Raw genomic sequence first — 16,560 nt, 5'->3', positions numbered from 1 at the left:
GAGGCTAAAAGCATGACGCAGAGATATAGTTGTGAGCATGCACGGCAGCTCGGATTTTTGCTCCCTGATCCGACTCCCTGTAGAAGCATATACGGGTTAACTTTTATTCCCTTCTATAACAAATACTTTCAGGGAAAAGGAACACCCCTTATTGACAAGCAGTTTTGTGACAGTGAAAAACTGGCGAAGGCTATTGGGGAGCTATATATATGCGCTCAGGCCTGCATCGCCTGTGCCGATGCCTGCCTGGGGGAAAAGCAGATACAGACTCTTGTCCGCTGCATCCGGCTTAATCAGGACTGCGCCGATATCTGCCATGCTACCGGTGCTCTGCTTTCGCGCCTGAGCATGGTTTCGAAGGATGCGCTGAAATACCAGGTTCAGGCATGCGCTGCCGCATGCAGCCTGTGCGCCTCTGAATGCGAGCAGCATGCCGGCATGCATGAACATTGCGGAATCTGCGCCGAAGCCTGCCGCCGCTGTCAGAGTGAATGCGAAAACATAACCGGACTGCTGTAGGTACATAAAATCGGAAGCAATTTACTGCTGTCATTCCGGTAAGCTTAATTCTCTATATCATCTTCACCGGAATGGCGGCAGAAGACATTCAGGCAAAAGATCGCTTTATAGCCTCAATCTTTGAGCAAGAGACAATTGCCGTCCCGATCCCGAAAAGATCAACTATTTTGGGGGGGCACAAAATCTCGGTTCTCCATAAAGGACATAAAGCCGTCCTTAATCTCGCCGGAGGAGATGAAGTATTGGGGCCAGCGGCAGTGCTTCAGCGGGAGGTGGCTCATCGGTGAACTGCAGCTGCCAGGAATAGGTGCCCGACCCGGTGGCGCCGACATATGGCGCGGTTTTCGTAGTGTTGTTTGTATACTCCATTTCAAGCTGGAAATCTGTATTTGAAGCCTCCACATATCCTGTTCCGCAAGATCCCGATAGTGTAATTTCCGAATATGTTTCCTGAATTCGCATGTTCAGGACACCTTGTACACATTCTCCGGTTATGGTCACCGTAACATCCGATTCGCCTTTGGAGGAACATTCGGATTCAACTTCCATTTCTACTATTCTTTGCAACACATTGTTGCCGGAGTTAACGATACCGGAAGGACCAATTTGTATACCGACAAAACCTAAGACTCTAGATGCCTGGCTGAATTCTCCAAATTGATTGAGCAGATTATGGTCGTAATTCAGTAGAGCATATCTATCGGAACTTGGGCATGTCGCCGTTTTAGTCCCCTGCGCGGAAATTGACATATAGATGCAGACGAAAAAGAGAGCAGCAGTGACCATTCTTAGATTCATTATTTTTGCAACCCAATGGCCTGACAAGGTGTGACATAAAAAATATCTATACACATCAGCAGGCAAATCTGCGGCGCGACTAGAAAGGTGTACGAATTAATGTACACCTAAATGTTGCTATATAAACAAAATATCGGGTATTGTATTATTCAAGCAGGATTGCTCTTCTGTGAATAAATCATCTGTGGACAGACGATGGCTCGGCACTGAGTCCATCAATGATCATTTTTCTGCGGTTCCGGTTTCATTTCTCATATCCATGGAAGAATACTGAAAATGCGCTTACTCTGGGCTGAAATCATGAAGATGACCGCCATCTTCGCGGTCATTCTTCTGCATGTCTCCGCACCCTTTCTGGTTCCCTTTGCAAGAACACCGGAATGGTGGATCGGCAACATCTACGATTCTCTCTCCCGCTGGTGCGTCCCTCTTTTTGTCATGGTCAGCGGGGCTCTGCTCCTGGCTGGCGCGGGCAGAATGCCGCTACGGAAATTTCTCCTGAACCGGGTGGGCAGGATTCTGCTTCCTTTTCTGATCTGGAGCGGTATCTATTTTATTTATCGCATCTATGTCAAGGGAGAAGACCTCGCTTTTATCCAGTTTATTCCAATGTTGCTGACCGAGCCGCTCTACTACCACCTCTGGTTCATCTATATGCTGATCGTCCTTTACCTCTTCGCACCGGCCGCCGGTGTCTTTTTAAAAGAGGCTCCGCGAAAGCACGTCTGGTATCTGATCACCCTTTGGTTCATCTGGGCCTCGCTCCTGCCGGTTATAGACCAGCCCCTGGATCTGCAAACCTACTTCACTCCGGACATGGATGATTATTCTCCTCTGAAGCTTTCCGGTTATTTTCTCCTCGGCTACATGCTCAAGGACAGGGTAGTCAGGCCGGGATTGCCGTTGTTCCTGATGCTGCTGGTCTTCCTGGGTGGCGCTGCAGCCACTGTTATCGGAACCTATGTGATGAGTGCAAACAGGGGAGAATTTCACCCCTATTTCTATAAATACTTCAGTATCACCGTGGTCACCATGACCATCTCGCTCTTTCTCCTGATTAAGAGCATTTTTCATACCCGCAAAGAGATCACCCCGGAAGGAGAAGAAAGGATCCGCAGGCATTCCCCTGAATTCATGCAGAAAATAGGCATGAGCGTTTTCGGGGTGTATCTGGCCCATGCCCTTATCCTTGATCTCCTCCGCGATGGTGTCTTCGGCTTTACCATCGACCAGACCAGCGCCTTCGGGATGGCGTTGCACCCCGCACTTGGAATCCCGCTTTTCGCGATGTCCGTTTTTGTTTTTTCGCTCGTTGCGGTATTTCTCATCCGCCTGACACCCCACCTGAGGAATCTGATCACATGATAAATTCAAAACTTATTCCTGCCCTGTTCATCTTCGTATTCTGTCTGCCCTTCAGCTGCACGGGAAGCTCCGATGAAGAAATCCAATTTGTCGAGGAGTATACTTCCTTCACCAAAATCGCCGAGCTTCCCCTGCGTGATCTGCCCAAGCGGCAAGCCTGGGAAAAGGCAGCCCCGGGTATCGATGAGATCACTATTCCCCGAAAAGATGGCGAATCGGGGCAACCCGCACTCTGGTATCATTCGGGCACCAGGAAAAAGAAGCCGCTTCTTCTGGTGCTGCACAGCTGGAGCGCCGACTACATGCAGCATTACGGCATCCCCTATGGGGTTTTTGCCGAAAAAAACGACTGGATATTCATCCACCCGAACTATCGGGGAGAGTTCGACGGAGCGGATGCCACAGCATCTGAAAAAGCAGTGGAGGATGTGCTCGATGCTCTTGAATATGCCACATCGCATGCACCTGTGGATGAAGATAGAATTTATCTGGCCGGATTCTCCGGCGGGGCCATGATGTCGCTTATCATGGTCGGACGTTTTCCCGAAAAGTTCAGCGCTGCCCTGGTCTGGGTGCCGGTGTACGATCTGAACGACTGGTATGATACCGTGATACAGTCGCAATACAAATATACCGAACATTATAAAAAAGATATCGAATCCTCGTGCGGCGGCAAACCGAATATTGACAAAAAGGCTGAAGAGGAGTGCCGCAGACGCAGCCCATCCAACTACCTTGCTAAGGCGCGCAATAGTGATGTCCGGGTTTTTATCAGCGGAGGAATCAAGGACCACTTCGTTCCCCCCTCGCATGCCGTCCGCGCATTCAACGACCTTGCCAGAGAGGAGGATGTCATCTCAGCGAAAGAATACCGTTTTCTCGACGAAAAGGGAGTTCTTCCCGACGGGCTTAAGGGACAGGGAGGAAAAAACAGGTTCTTCGAGGAAATGGGTCTTCCTGTGGTTTTTGCGCGAAAATCCGGTAATGCGGATCTCTTCCTCTTTGACGGGGGCCACGATATTGTTTATAATGCTGGACTGGAATGGCTTATACATAGCCCATCACGGCAACCTTGATGATTTTTTTTACCATCAATTATACTTAAAACAAAATGATTTCTGTTATTACCACGTTGTTCTCTCGTGGCAGGGCTTTATCGTTAATCCCCGTCTTCGCAGTATGTCTTCTGACACTTCCCGGCACTTCATCCGCCCTGATAGCAGATTCGGCCTATGTTTCTCCTCCTGCAGGAGCAAGCGAACGATCGGTATCAAGCGAATTGGAACAGGACCTCCGCCAAAAAGGGTTGATCTGCGCCAACATGCTCGACCCCTCAATCATTGTCGATCTCAAATATGCCAGGTCGGATAATTTCATGGGAGTAAACGTCTACCGCGGTCTGAACCGGGCCTATCTCCTTCCGGAGGCGGCCGAAAAGCTTGTCGCAGCCAGCCGGATTCTTCAGGAACAGTATCCGGAACTGCGCATCCTGGTAGGCGATGCGGTCAGACCCCGGTCCGTGCAACAGAAGATGTGGCAACTGGTTGTCAACACTCCCCGACAACCCTATGTCGCCAATCCGAAATGGGGCTCGATGCATAACTATGGCGCGGCGGTCGATGTCACCCTCTTCAATGTAAAAACCGGAAAAAGAGTGGATATGGGAACTCCGCTCGACCACTTCGGCCTCCTGGCCCAGCCCCTGCTGGAGGATGCTTTCCTGCGCCAGGGTAAACTGACCTCATCTCAGATCGAAAACCGTCTGATCCTTCGCAATGCTATGCTCGATGCGGGATGGCACATGATCAACATCGAATGGTGGCACTTCAATGCCTTTCCCAAGGAAGTTATCCGCGACAGCTTCTTGATAATCGAATAATTGGCATCCGATCCATCGCAGATGTTGGTCATCTTTTTTGAAAGCCGCAAACCATAAAGAGCATGGACCCTTCTGCCTTCCAACTGCATCGAAATTATATATCAACCTGCAAAATAGCCTTGCCGTCATTCCGGAGCTGAGCGTCCTTGATCAAATTTTCCTGGAATGACGGCAGCAAAAGGTTTACCCGTGTAATCCGGGCATCTCCTGACCCTCGTCCTATAGTTTTTTCAGCGATTCCTCGATAAATGCCGGGATATCGGAAGGATTGCGGCTGCTCACCAGATTTCCGTCGACAACCACCTCCCTGTCGATAAATTCGGCGCCTGCATTTTTAATATCCTGAATGATCGATTTGTAGCCGGTAAATTTGCGACCCTGCAAAACCTGAGCTGTGATCAGCAGCTGACCGGCATGGCAGATGGCGAAAACCGGTTTGTCACTGTTGACAAAATCCGCCGTAAAGCTGACTGCTTTTTCGTCGATACGAAGTTTGTCCGGAGAAAAACCGCCCGGGATGAGAAGCGCGTCGAAATCATCAACGCTGACCTCACTAACGGCCCTGTCGATTTGCACTTCCGTGCCTTCTTTTTTCCCTTTGGCAATTTTACCTGCTTCAAGACCGATATTTATTACCTCATGTCCTTTTTCCCTGAAAGCTTTGACGGGCTCGGTATATTCCGAATCCTCAAACATATCAGTGAGTATCGCCGCGATTTTTTTTCCCATAGTTATATCATCTCCCTCTCGGTAATTTCTGTGTCTGACTGAACGAAATCCTATTGCTCAAGGACACCCTATGCTGCACGGTATTTTTCCTATTTCGTTCTTGTTGTAGGGTTGTACATTGGCTTTGGACCAGCTTACGGTCTGTTTTTCCAGCGGTATTCCTTTTTCTTTGAGTGGATTGAAGCCCATGATTTTTCTCCTTTTAATGTTTCAGGTTTTTGTAAGTGGGATGGTTGCAAATACTGAAACGACACAGGAACATGGTGGTCGTGCAACGCCTTTACTCGAACTAACTGCGTTAAAAGCGGTAGAAAGAAGAAAATGTGAAGAAATGTAAGATATCCGGCAGGTCATTTATGACCTCGTCCATTTAGGTATAAATGTTAATGATGGCCTCGTGAAAGCCATCTTAAAGCTTCGTGACTATTCAGGAGATTTCTTAGTGATGAGTGCAAAATATGTGCCGATTATTTGACATCCATTCCCTATCCTTCGGTGTCAAACTAATAATTATTTCTCTCTCAAATTCGGCTATTTCACCTTTAGTCTTCATTGGAGTTGTCAACCGTCCCCAGTGGTCATGATCCCTTGTCACTTGTTTCGGACGATCATTCATGTGATAATTACAAAGGAACAGTGAATTGAAGATTAACCTAGAAGGGAGGTTCTCGCAGGATCATGGAAATCAAAAACCGTCTTTCCAGGACCGGGGTATGGGCAGGCGGCGCAATAATACTGGCGCTGCTTGTCATTTTTCTTCTATCATACCTGATAGAAGGGCCACTCCGGCAGCGTATGGAAAAACAGATAAACATGTCCCTTGAAGGATATTCTGTCGAGTTGCTGGAGCTCGATTTTCATCCTTTTGGTTTCGCTGTCACCCTGTATGATCTTATTGTCCGACAGGATGTGTACCCGGATCCCCCGGTGGCTCATTTTCCCAGATTAGATGCCCATGTACACTGGCGGGCTTTACTCTCGGGCAGACTCGTTGCCGAGTTCGACCTGCAAAACCCGCGCGTACATGTCAACCTGGAACAGCTCCGCAGGGAAGCGGAAAATAAGACGCCCGTCGAAGAGAGAGGCTGGCAGGGAGCCGTCCGGGCAATTTACCCGCTCAAGATCAACCGTCTGACTATCAGTGAGGGCGATCTTGTATATATCGATGAAGATCCGGAACGACCTCTTCATGTCGACAAGATTGATCTGCAGGCTGAAAATATCCGCAACGTGGAGTCTCCGGATCGAACATATCCGTCGCCATTCACCTTTTCCGGGAGGGTATTTGAAACGGGCCGCGCCTCAATGCAGGGGAAGGCTGATTTTCTGGCAGAACCACATGTCGGCATGGAGGCTGAAATTGAACTGGCCGGGATAGCGCTGGAATATTTCAAGCCTGTGCTGTCCCGCCATAATCTGTATATCGATGAAGGTATCTTCTCCGCTTCTGGTCAGATAGAATATGCTCCGGAAGTCAAAATCGCCCACCTGCGGAATCTTCAAGCACATAATCTCGCCCTGGATTATATCCACTCAGCCGAAACAGAAAAACAGGAGAAGGAAAAGGCAGAGAAGGTTCAGGCCGCCGCTCAGGAGGCTGGCAACAAACCTGGCCTTCTCCTGCGAATCGACCACTTGAGCCTGACCGGTCGCCTCGGCCTGGTCAACAATAAATCGGAACACTCCTACCGCATCTTTGTCAATCCCCTGGACTTCCAGCTTACAAATTTATCAAACCAGTTCCGGCAGGGAGAAGCCAGAGCCAGGCTTCAGGGCAGGTTCATGGGGAGCGGAGAAATTCTGGCAACGGCGACCTTCCGGCCTGAGATCGATGGTCCGAACTTTGATCTGAACATCAAAATAGAAGAAACCGAACTCACTTCAATGAACAAACTTCTTCAGACATATGGTAATTTTGATGTAGTCGGCGGACAATTTTCCCTGTACTCAGAGATCAGTGTGAAAAATGATAGTATTGACGGGTACATAAAACCTCTTTTTCAGGATATGGAAGTTTACGACCGGCGCCAGGATGAGGAGAAAAACATTTTCAGTCAAATGTATGAAGGCTTGGTAGAAGGCATTTCGGATCTTCTGGAGAACGTTCCCCGTGAAGAAGTAGCCACTCGCGCCGACATCTCCGGGGAAATCGTAGATCCTGAGACCAACACCTGGCAAATTATCATCAACCTCATCCAGAATGCTTTTTTCAAGGCAATTCTTCCCGGGTTCGAACAGGAAGTCTCCTCATCTGAAGAAAATTGACCGCTCTGGAATATGCTAGATCTTGATTTTTTTAAGAGCCCCGGATTCCTGCGCTGTCACCCCATCTTACAGTCTGCATGACGATCTTTCTTAAATTCCTCTTACATGCCCAGGTCACCGTATTTCCGAACTTTCTGGACATGTCTTGCCCGGCCGGACTGCTGCCGGGGAAAACCGGAAATCTTCAGGCAATCCCCTTCAAATTTCACAAGGACTCAGGAGCAAATGACAATGATTCGGCTCAGCTGGGTTTAGATTCCTGTTCGCTTTTCTTGCCAAGCTCTTCCTGAAAAGTCTCACCGGCAGCAGCAGCGGCTTCCTGACCTTCTTTGAATTTCTCTCGGCCGAACTCCTCCGCCTTTTCAAAGAGTTCTTCACCTTTTTCTCCCATCATTTCCTGTTCCCTGGCTGTTATCGGCAGGCTCATGGCAAGCAAGGATCCAACCACAAGTCCTGCAGCCGCTAAAATTACCGGCTGGCCGGCTATGTCGGAGCCTTTGGACTGCATCTTATCGGACCACTCATGCCCCTTGCTTTGCAAATGGCTCCGGCGTTCTTTCATGGTAGCAGACATTTGGTGCATCTTATCGCTTGCGCCACTGACCATATCTGCCGCTTGGGATTTCTTTTCGGCATACTTATCGCGCAGGTTTCCCTTTGCTCTCTCTGTATTCAGGGATCCGTAGTGGTGGGATCTGCCGCCATAATTCGATTCGGCAGCCATAAGCCGCATTTTCAGATTTGCCTTGGCTTTACCGATCATAGATATTCCAATGATCAGAACAACAACCGCAACTATCAGTGCGGAAAGCCATAAATCAAGAAATAATCCCAGGGCAAGAACTGCCGCCATCAGCAATACCAATACACCGGCATAGGCCACGGCTCCCCCGACGACAAGCGAAATCAAGCCACTTGTGGCCTGGCCCGCTTTTTCAGACATTTCAGTTTTAGCCAGACCAAATTCCTGCCGCAGGAGGGTGGTTACTTCTCTGCTCAGATCTGTGAATAAGTCGGCAATGGAATTTTCGTTTCCGCTTTTCGAATCCATATTCATTCTCCTGGTATGATATTCTGACGAGACCGGAACAATCTTTCCCCCAGCATTCCGGCTCAAGCTATTTGTTTTTCATACTTAGTATTCCGTTTCCTCACCAAGACCAGCCGCTGGCGCAGTGTAGGGAGGTCTGGACTTTTCCTGCCTGAAGGTTTCGTCCTCTTCGTACCTCTTTGAGGGGTAGGGTGACTGAGTTCCACCAGGCCTGTTGCGGTTCTCATATTCCGGCCCTCCATCACTGTCAATGCTCCTGAGCAATCGCGTGAAAGCAAAACCGGTAAGAAGAGCACTCCCAAGAAGAAGCAGCGGCTGACGCTGACCAAAGTTCTTGACTTGTCTCATTATTCCGTTGGCATCCTGTTCCTGCAAAGAGTTTGAGAACTGCCGGATGCCGCCGGATGCCGACCTGACATATTCAGCAGAAATTCGGCGTTCCCTGGCATCCAGCTCACCTGCGGCTTTTTGAAGGGCGTCTGCGAAATCGGCCATGACTCCTGCAGCTACATCTTTACGCTGTTCAACAAATTCCTGTCCTTTCCGGAGAGTTTCCTCCTTTATCTTTTGGGATTTTTCTTTTGCCTGTTCTTTCACTTCAGGTCCTGTTGTTTGACCGGTCGGCTTCTGAGTAGTTGTTCTTTCGGCGCCGGTGTCCCGGCTCTTACCCGTATCCATAGTTTCCATAAGACCTCCCATGATTTGAGTACAATGAGAAAAATCACCTCTCCGCACTGGAATGGATTTCTCAAAAACGTCTCCCCAATAAAACCGGGAGTTCAAAGTCGCGCATATCCTTTTGCTACAAGTAATATGGCAGTTCAAATGTTTTTGAGAGTTTACTGGTATGCTATGGTTATCTGAGCTTTTCTGAGGTATGATGGGTATACGATCTTTTTTGGTGGTATAACGCGATTCCTGCGGTGATCCAGGCAGCGGCACTGGAACGGTCTATCAGTTAAGCTGCAGAGGGCCTAGCCGATGCATCTGACTGGTAATCCAGTCGATGCGGCTGCGGATATAAGGACTGGGGGGATTTACTTTATATTCTCGAGGGTTAGGCAAAATTGCGGCGATTGCCGCCGCCTCTCTTTTTGTCAGACCTGCAGCAGATTTATTGAAGTGATGGTGAGAAGCTGCCTCCGCTCCATATATGCCCTTCCCCATTTCGATGCTGTTCAGATATACCTCTATAATGCGCTCTTTACTCCATAGAATCTCTATGAGAATGGTAAAATAGACCTCGAGAGTTTTGCGGATCCAGCTCCTATGCGGCCAGAGAAAAACATTTTTGGCCGTCTGCTGGGAAATGGTGCTGGCGCCACGCAGCCGCTTGCCCCCCTTCTCTTTTTTCAGGTAGGATTTGATGGCGCCCCTGATCGCCTCAAAATCAAGGCCGTAATGATCAAGGAAATTTTGATCTTCACTGGAAATTACCGCCACAACGAGATTGTCGGATATTGCCTGGAGAGGCACCCATTGGTGTTGAAGATGCAGTTCTTCTCCTGCCGAAACCTGTTCCAGCAATCTGATCAGCATCAGCGGCGTGGCGTAAACCGGAACAAACCGGAATATCAGAACCACAATTATGGATAATGCTGCAAACCACACTGCAGTTTTCCAGACGAACCGCAGTAATCTTTTCTTTGCGCTCTTCTTTGTCTTTTTTCGTGCCATCTGAAGCTGAGTGTTTTTTGTGATTTCGGAGGAAACCGGGGGGCAGTTTTGGCGGTGAAGAAGCTATTGACCTTCAGGTTCTGTAAACATGAGAAGATTCCCGTCAATTTTCGGGTAAAAATTGACTGTAATGCTGTTTTGCACACTCAGGACAGTAACTATGGCTGAATTGCAGATCCGAATGCTCATCGAAATATGATTCCAGGCTGTTCCAGTAGCCATTGTCATCGCGGATACTTTTACATACCGAACAGATGGGCAGCAAGCCCTGCAGGGTCTTAATCTCTTCAAGGGCCTGCTGCAGGTTGTTGATCAGTTTCCCTTTCTCCTTTTCGGTCCTTTTACGGATTTCAATTTCTTTCTTCAGGCCGCTGTTGGCTTTGTCGAGGTCGAAAAAAATCAGATCGAAGGGCTCCTTTATTCCTGTTTTAACGATTGCTTCATATATGAAGAAAAATGAGAAAATCTTAAAATAATGACCCACCATATTAAAAATATCGTAATTGCTCAGATAAAAAGTGAAAGAGATTTCCGAGAGTATTGTACAGAGTATCGACAGAAGCAAAATTGTATATATTTTTCCCTCAAACCTTTCCCTGTTTTTCTGCAGAAAAAAAATTGATGCTGCCAGGATACCGCAAATAACATATTCACTGATTATCTTGAAGGGAGTCAGGCCGATTCCATCGATCCAGCATTCCGGAAAGGTTTTCCAGTAGAATATGCTGGCGATCATCACAGCGGTAATAACCGTGTAGACTGCAAAGACAGTGTTGGCTTTGACTTCTTTATTCCAGCCTAAAAAGAGGAAGGCCACAAGGAGGGTCATACTTTCCATGTACCGCGCTGCAATCCACAACTGATTCGCATAATAGTCATAGTCGGTAAACAGAGGCATTCCTTTAAATGAAAGGGTATGCAGCAGATCGAGCAAGGCAATGAAAAGATAGGCGATGCCGACGAATAAAAGGTATGAATTTCTGCTGTACTGTTTTGAGTTCCAGGCTATGACGAAGATGGAGAATGCAATAACAATGCTGAAAATCTCCGCCATCGTATGAAAAACCAGGTAATTGATAAAGGTGGTAAGATATAAACCTATAAGAGCTGCCAATAGGATTAAATGATTGATAGCCGTTTGTACCCCAAGATCTTTATTACTGATGAGAGTTTTCAAACAAACCTCCTGGATGACATGCCATATCTGCTAAGTGCGACGTGATTCAGCGCAATATCACCTATAATGAAGAAAACTTCCAGGTTTTAAACTGTGGAAACAGGTGGGCTGGATTTTTGCACGTCTCTTGGCGTACCACATGTTTTTCGATATAAATTTGAGCAAATCGGGAGGAAATTCTACACCTGTTGATTCTAAGTTATTTTGGGAATTACCGTGGGAGTGGCAGGATAAAAAAGGTATTAAAATTCCCGTCCTGCCGGCAACAGGAGGACGGGAACTGTGGCATGAGTTTCTACTGTTGTGTTTCCGGCCGAGGCGGATTTTCCTCCGTATCAATGCCGGGCTGATTCATCTGCAGCTGTTGGGATTCGGGTGATTGCTTGTCGGGCTGCTGTCTGCCCTGCGGTTGATTTCCCTGCTGCTCCTGCTGCCAGGCGGGAGCGATTCCGTAATGGCTCTCGATCTCCTGAGAAAATTGTTGCTCGGCCAGACGCTGCTCTTCATCAGGACCGAAACTCGGAGAGCTGTCAAACGTCTGTTTATCAATCTTGACAGTTAATTCCTGTTGCCCCTCTTCTGCCTGTACCAGTTCAGCTGGAACGGGATGCATCTCGTTTTGATCTCCCTGGACTATCAGGAACTCAACAGTATTTCCGTCCTGGGAAAGCTTGGTGTCCTCGATACTGCCAAGCCTTTCGCCGTCACTGCTAACGAGATCGCGTCCAACCAGTTGTTCAGCTCCCGCTGCATCCATTCCTGCAGCCCGTGGCTGTTCCCGCTGTTGTTGGCCTGCAGCCTGCTGATCTTCCTGCGGCTGCTGGACGGCGACATCCACCTGCGGCTCACCTTGCTGCTGTACCTGGACCTGTGCCTGTTGCTGTTCTTCCACGTAGACCTCCGGGCGACCGGACTGTTCCACCTGGACTTCAGGATCGCTCTGCTGTATTGCTACCTTAGGCTTCTCCTGCTGAATGGAGACTTTCGGTTCCTGCTGTTCCACCGCCACCTCAGGTTCCTGCTGCCGAACATCTACCTTGGGCTGCCCTTGTTCCACGGTCACCTCCGGCTCCGGCTGTACTACCTGCACTTCAATTTCCGGCGGCGGCTGTTTTACCGTTACCTTCGGTTCAGGCTGTGCCACTCTTACCTGCGGTTCAGGCTGCTGTACCTGGACCTGCGCCTGAGGCTGCTCTACCCGTATATCCGCCTCGGAATCCCGAGCTACAACCTGGTCTCTTTGCTGCTCTGACTTCTGGTCCTGCTGCTCGGCAGTTCTTTCCTGTCCCGGCTCCTCCTGGTCCCGCTGGGCAGCAACAGGTCTTTCCTGTTGCGTCTCCTGCTGGTTCTGTTGTTCGGTTATTTGCGGCTGTTCAGCTCCGGCTCCGGAATAGACGTAAGAATCCTGATTCTCTCCCTGCCTTAGAGCGTTCCAGGGTATTCGGTTTTCTTCACCTCCCATCCCCAGAAAACCGCCTTTTTTGACGACAACCGCTTCGATATTTCCATCCGGTCCGATGATAACTTCCTCGATGGTGCCAAGAGTTTCACCCTGCTCATTTTGAACTTCCTTCCCCTTAAGCTCCTCCGCACTCTGCTGAGCCAGCACCGGAAAGCTCAACAAGAAAACCAGGAAGCCTGCCACGATTATTGATGGTATTGGTGATGTTTTCATAAATTCCTCCTTATCATTTAGTTCCTGTTTTTTGATGAAAATCAAAATGACTTTCATCTGCTTCAGAACGAAACAAGAATGGATAACGAGAAATTTATATACCTATCATAACATGTCAACGGCTCCAAACCTCTCGGCAGCAGCCATTGTTTCAAAAAGCTGTCTGGCATTTTGGGTATCTGTATAGAAATATAAAACAAGAATGCTCTTGGCCATGAAGAAAAAATCTCATGGTAATCTTAATTTATTTTTGGGTGTTGATTTTGTTGATTTGACTATTGCCATTTACCCTGAAGACCATGTGCCGTTATCAAGTGGATAAGCCTCAGCAATTATGAGAAAAGATGACCATACCCCAGTTCTGCTGCTTTTCTGCTTGCAGTGATGCGGGGCAACGGATTACTTTGATGCGATTAATTGTCGATCATTTTCGGATCCATACAACTCAAGGGAAGGTAGCGGAAGCCATGACGTATACCATAGCATTAGTTGAAGACGACGAACGCCTTAGAGCCAACTACGCCCAAGCCTTGAAAAGAGAGGGCTATGCGGTCAGCAGCTACGCCGGTAGAGCTGAAGCGCAGTCCGCCTTTACCCGTCAGCTTCCCGACCTCGCCATTCTTGATGTCATGCTGGGTGATGAAATGGAAGGAGGATTCGACCTCTGCCGCGAACTGCGCCGCGCTTCGCCCTCTATTCCCATCATCTTTTTGACAGCCCGTGATTCCGACCTGGACAAGGTGTCGGGCCTGCGGCTCGGGGCTTGGGATTACCTCACCAAGAACACCACTACCCTTGATTTTCTGCCGGTCCGGATTTCGGCACTGTTCAAGATGATGGAAGTACTAAAAGGAAATCCTGAAGCTTCAGAAAAAACATGGCGTTCAGGGGATCTTTTAATTCAGGAGGAGAGAAAACAGGTGTTCTGGAACGACATCCAGCTCAATTTCACTCTGACGGAGTATTGGCTTCTTGTCTCGCTGGTGAAACATCCCGGCCATGTCAAGTCACATTCTCAACTGATGGCGGCCGCCAATGTAGTGGTAACCAATAATGCCATTGCCGCTCATATCAGAAGAATCAGGGAAAAATTCAGAGAAATCGACCCCCAATTCAACACCATCCGCGCCGAATATGGTATGGGATACCGCTGGGTGGAATAACAGCCTATGCGAATATCTCTCAGGCTGAAACTCGCCTTGATTTCACTTTTACTACTCGCCATCCCGTATACAGGGGTACGCCTTGCCGCCATTGTCAAAACCAGCCTGCTCGAGAGCAAGAAGGAGGCGCTGATGTTTTCCGCCCGTGCGGTGGCCTCGGCATTGAGCGGCAGGGCAGGTCTTTTCGACCGGGAACTCTTTCATTCGCTGGACCGCAGCCGCGATCTCTATCTTTTTCAACTGACAAGCCCGATGCGTCTCAACGGTAAAACGGACGACTGGGAACCCCACCTGGAAAACGCGCTGTACTTCGGCAGTGAACATATCCTTGATTCACCGCAAAACTTTGATCCCGATGGCTCGGGATTCAGGCATCTGATCGGCAGAAGGGGAGACCACCTGTATGCCGTCTTTCTGGTGAATGACGATAGTCTGGTTTTTCGGCAGGAAAACTCACTGGCCCTGGACAGATCCGATCACCTGCAGATAGCCATTGAAGACAGACAGGGCAATCTCAACCGATATATCATCACGGCAAGCGAGCCGGGATGGGTTAACGGATATCTGGTCTCGCGAGACTTCGACAGCATACTGCCCGCTAAAAATGAATCCCGCCTTCAGGGAGTCTGGGAGACAACTTCATCCGGATATATTCTGGAAATGCGGCTGCCGCTTGAACTGGTCGGCAATAGGCTGGCATTCGCCATCGTCGATGTAGACGATGTCTTCTCCCGCAGAACAGAAAATATCATCGGGACGGCCGACCTTGAAAGTCCCGAAGATATCGGTTGGCTGCTGGCTCAATCCACCTCTATTGAAGATATTCTCGAATCGCTGAACCGGCCGCAGTCAAAAATACAGGTAATCGATTCGAACCAGCATATCAGGGCGAGCTACGGTTCTCTCAGAACAGCTGATGATGTCAATGCCGATATCCCCGGCCGGAACTCTTTTCTCTCCCGGCTGAACACTTTTTTTTCACCTCTCTATCATCTTTTCACAGAACCATTTTCCAATGATTTTGCCGACCCTGAAGCGCAGCCCTCGACCTTGAATCTCGAAGGGGTGCGCGAGGCCCTGCTCGGCAGCAGCTCCACCTCAAGCTACCGCATCGCCGAGGATGAAGTTGAGGTTATGGCGGCGATCACACCTTTGTATGAGAATGACACCATCGTCGGAGCAGTAGTTGTCGAACAAACCACCAACTCTATTCTTGCCTTGAAAAACAGGGTTATTGAAGAATCAATTGGCCTGACCCTGCTGGTCCTTATTTTTGGAGGCTGCGGACTGCTCTTCTTTGCCTTTCGCATTTCCTCGCGAATTCGTTTGCTTCGGGACCAGGCTGCCGCGGCAATCGGTGAAAACGGTCAGATTCTCACCTTGCCGTCTCCGGCAAATGCCCGTGATGAGATCGGCGATCTTTCCAGAACCCTTCATTCGGTTCTTTCTCAGCTTCAGGCCCAAAGCCGCTACCGGGAAAAAATGGCGGACAATCTGGAGCATGAAATGCGCACCCCGTTGGCCGGTGTTTCAGCCTCTCTGAAAAACCTCGCCCAGGAACTCTCCGGCCAGCCGGACCACATATCAAATTATGTCAACTGGGCTCTTGGAGATATCAAGCGCATGGAAGACATGCTCACCGGCATCCGCGATGCGGCAAATCTGCAAAATGCTCTCTCCCAGGATTTTGTTGAAAATTTCAATCTCTCCGAGGCCCTGGCAATGTGGCTGAGCTATAGTTGGCGAGTCACCTTTGATAAGGTTGAATTTATCTATAAAAAACCTGAAGAAGATGTCTACCTACTCGGTGATCCCTACCGCATCCGCCAAATGCTCGATAAGGTAATTGAAAACGGAGTTGCTTTTCATCAAAAGGGCACCGCCGTCGAACTGCATCTGGAGGCCTTTAAAAGCACATCCCGCATACACATTACCAACAGAGGCCCGGCTATCCCGGAGAACATGCTGGAGGAGATTTTCAGCTCAATGGTATCGGTGCGGACCACACATGACCAGGAACCGCATCTTGGTCTCGGTCTCTTCGTCGTTAGAACAATAGCCAATCATCATAACGGCTCGGTAAGCGCTGCAAATCTCCAGGGTGAGAGTGGCGGTGTCTGTTTTACTATTGAACTGCCTCGGCCTGAACGCGAAATATAGCCTTTTGTTTTTTATGTCTTTTAAGAGATCCGCTCTCAAGAATACGCATGTAAGGACCGATACGTAAATATCCTCAAAACTGGAACAGTCTCTGATATTCCG

16 protein-coding genes are annotated in these 16,560 nt (G+C 48.9%); 8 read left to right on the top strand and 8 right to left on the bottom strand.

Annotated features, from left to right (window positions below):
- Window positions 1-12 precede the first annotated feature (12 nt).
- Window positions 13-519 carry a four-helix bundle copper-binding protein gene (locus tag JWG88_RS07385; RefSeq protein WP_205233059.1) on the top strand — a complete coding sequence of 169 codons (507 nt, stop codon included), beginning with the start codon at window positions 13-15 and terminating at the stop codon, window positions 517-519.
- 216 nt (window positions 520-735) lie between these two features.
- Here the strand turns inward: JWG88_RS07385 and JWG88_RS07380 are convergent, their stop codons facing one another.
- Window positions 736-1,317: a hypothetical protein gene (locus tag JWG88_RS07380; protein ID WP_205233058.1), complete on the bottom strand. Its 582-nt coding sequence runs from the start codon at window positions 1,315-1,317 to the stop codon at window positions 736-738.
- 276 nt (window positions 1,318-1,593) lie between these two features.
- Between JWG88_RS07380 and JWG88_RS07375 the strand changes: the two genes are divergently transcribed.
- The 3 genes from JWG88_RS07375 to JWG88_RS07365 are packed head-to-tail and all read left to right on the top strand — an operon-like array spanning window position 1,594 to window position 4,561.
- The gene (locus JWG88_RS07375; protein ID WP_205233057.1) at window positions 1,594-2,682 is read left to right on the top strand and encodes an acyltransferase; all 1,089 of its coding nucleotides are present in this window, start codon (window positions 1,594-1,596) and stop codon (window positions 2,680-2,682) included.
- The gene (locus tag JWG88_RS07370; RefSeq protein ID WP_205233056.1) at window positions 2,679-3,758 is read left to right on the top strand and encodes an alpha/beta hydrolase family protein; all 1,080 of its coding nucleotides are present in this window, start codon (window positions 2,679-2,681) and stop codon (window positions 3,756-3,758) included. The genes JWG88_RS07375 and JWG88_RS07370 overlap by 4 nt, the downstream gene beginning before the upstream one ends.
- Before the next feature lie 35 nt (window positions 3,759-3,793).
- Window positions 3,794-4,561, top strand: coding sequence for a M15 family metallopeptidase (locus JWG88_RS07365; protein ID WP_205233055.1), 768 nt, complete (start codon window positions 3,794-3,796; stop codon window positions 4,559-4,561).
- 219 nt (window positions 4,562-4,780) lie between these two features.
- Here the strand turns inward: JWG88_RS07365 and JWG88_RS07360 are convergent, their stop codons facing one another.
- Both JWG88_RS07360 and JWG88_RS21890 read right to left on the bottom strand, forming a co-directional pair.
- Entirely contained in the window at window positions 4,781-5,290 is a 510-nt protein-coding gene (locus JWG88_RS07360) for a type 1 glutamine amidotransferase domain-containing protein (protein ID WP_205233054.1), read from the bottom strand.
- Window positions 5,291-5,347: 57 nt separating this feature from the next.
- Window positions 5,348-5,479, bottom strand: a complete 132-nt coding sequence (locus tag JWG88_RS21890) for a hypothetical protein (protein WP_306793066.1) — start codon at window positions 5,477-5,479, stop codon at window positions 5,348-5,350.
- Between JWG88_RS21890 and JWG88_RS07355 the strand changes: the two genes are divergently transcribed.
- Both JWG88_RS07355 and JWG88_RS07350 read left to right on the top strand, forming a co-directional pair.
- A complete protein-coding gene (locus JWG88_RS07355; protein WP_205233053.1) occupies window positions 5,478-5,627 on the top strand; it encodes a hypothetical protein in 150 nt (49 codons plus the stop codon). The two genes, JWG88_RS21890 and JWG88_RS07355, sit on opposite strands and share 2 nt — an antisense overlap.
- Window positions 5,628-5,968: 341 nt before the next feature.
- On the top strand, window positions 5,969-7,555 hold the full coding sequence (locus tag JWG88_RS07350; RefSeq protein WP_205233052.1) for a DUF748 domain-containing protein: 1,587 nt from the start codon (window positions 5,969-5,971) through the stop codon (window positions 7,553-7,555).
- Window positions 7,556-7,796: 241 nt separating this feature from the next.
- Here JWG88_RS07350 and JWG88_RS07345 read toward each other — a convergent pair whose 3' ends face one another.
- From JWG88_RS07345 to JWG88_RS07325, 5 genes are all read right to left on the bottom strand, one after another.
- Complete coding sequence (locus tag JWG88_RS07345) at window positions 7,797-8,606, bottom strand: phage holin family protein (protein WP_205233051.1); 810 nt, start codon at window positions 8,604-8,606, stop codon at window positions 7,797-7,799.
- Between the two features lie 84 nt (window positions 8,607-8,690).
- On the bottom strand, window positions 8,691-9,293 hold the full coding sequence (locus JWG88_RS07340) for a hypothetical protein (protein ID WP_205233050.1): 603 nt from the start codon (window positions 9,291-9,293) through the stop codon (window positions 8,691-8,693).
- 267 nt (window positions 9,294-9,560) lie between these two features.
- Window positions 9,561-10,283 (bottom strand): monofunctional biosynthetic peptidoglycan transglycosylase, encoded by a 723-nt coding sequence (gene mtgA / locus JWG88_RS07335; protein ID WP_205233049.1) that lies wholly within the window; start codon window positions 10,281-10,283, stop codon window positions 9,561-9,563.
- A gap of 103 nt (window positions 10,284-10,386) precedes the next feature.
- Window positions 10,387-11,460, bottom strand: coding sequence for a membrane-associated sensor domain-containing protein (locus JWG88_RS07330; RefSeq protein WP_205233048.1), 1,074 nt, complete (start codon window positions 11,458-11,460; stop codon window positions 10,387-10,389).
- Window positions 11,461-11,755: 295 nt separating this feature from the next.
- Window positions 11,756-13,135: a PRC-barrel domain-containing protein gene (locus JWG88_RS07325; RefSeq protein ID WP_205233047.1), complete on the bottom strand. Its 1,380-nt coding sequence runs from the start codon at window positions 13,133-13,135 to the stop codon at window positions 11,756-11,758.
- Between the two features lie 467 nt (window positions 13,136-13,602).
- On the opposite strand from JWG88_RS07325, the gene JWG88_RS07320 reads away from it, so the two are divergent.
- The gene (locus JWG88_RS07320; protein WP_205233250.1) at window positions 13,603-14,298 is read left to right on the top strand and encodes a response regulator; all 696 of its coding nucleotides are present in this window, start codon (window positions 13,603-13,605) and stop codon (window positions 14,296-14,298) included.
- 6 nt (window positions 14,299-14,304) lie between these two features.
- The gene (locus tag JWG88_RS07315) at window positions 14,305-16,458 is read left to right on the top strand and encodes an ATP-binding protein (RefSeq protein ID WP_205233046.1); all 2,154 of its coding nucleotides are present in this window, start codon (window positions 14,305-14,307) and stop codon (window positions 16,456-16,458) included.
- Window positions 16,459-16,560 lie beyond the last annotated feature (102 nt).

The organism is Desulfopila inferna (genome assembly GCF_016919005.1).
GTDB lineage: Bacteria > Desulfobacterota > Desulfobulbia > Desulfobulbales > Desulfocapsaceae > Desulfopila_A > Desulfopila_A inferna.
Note: the sequence above shows the minus strand (reverse complement) of the source record. Positions and strands in the feature narration are given on the sequence as shown.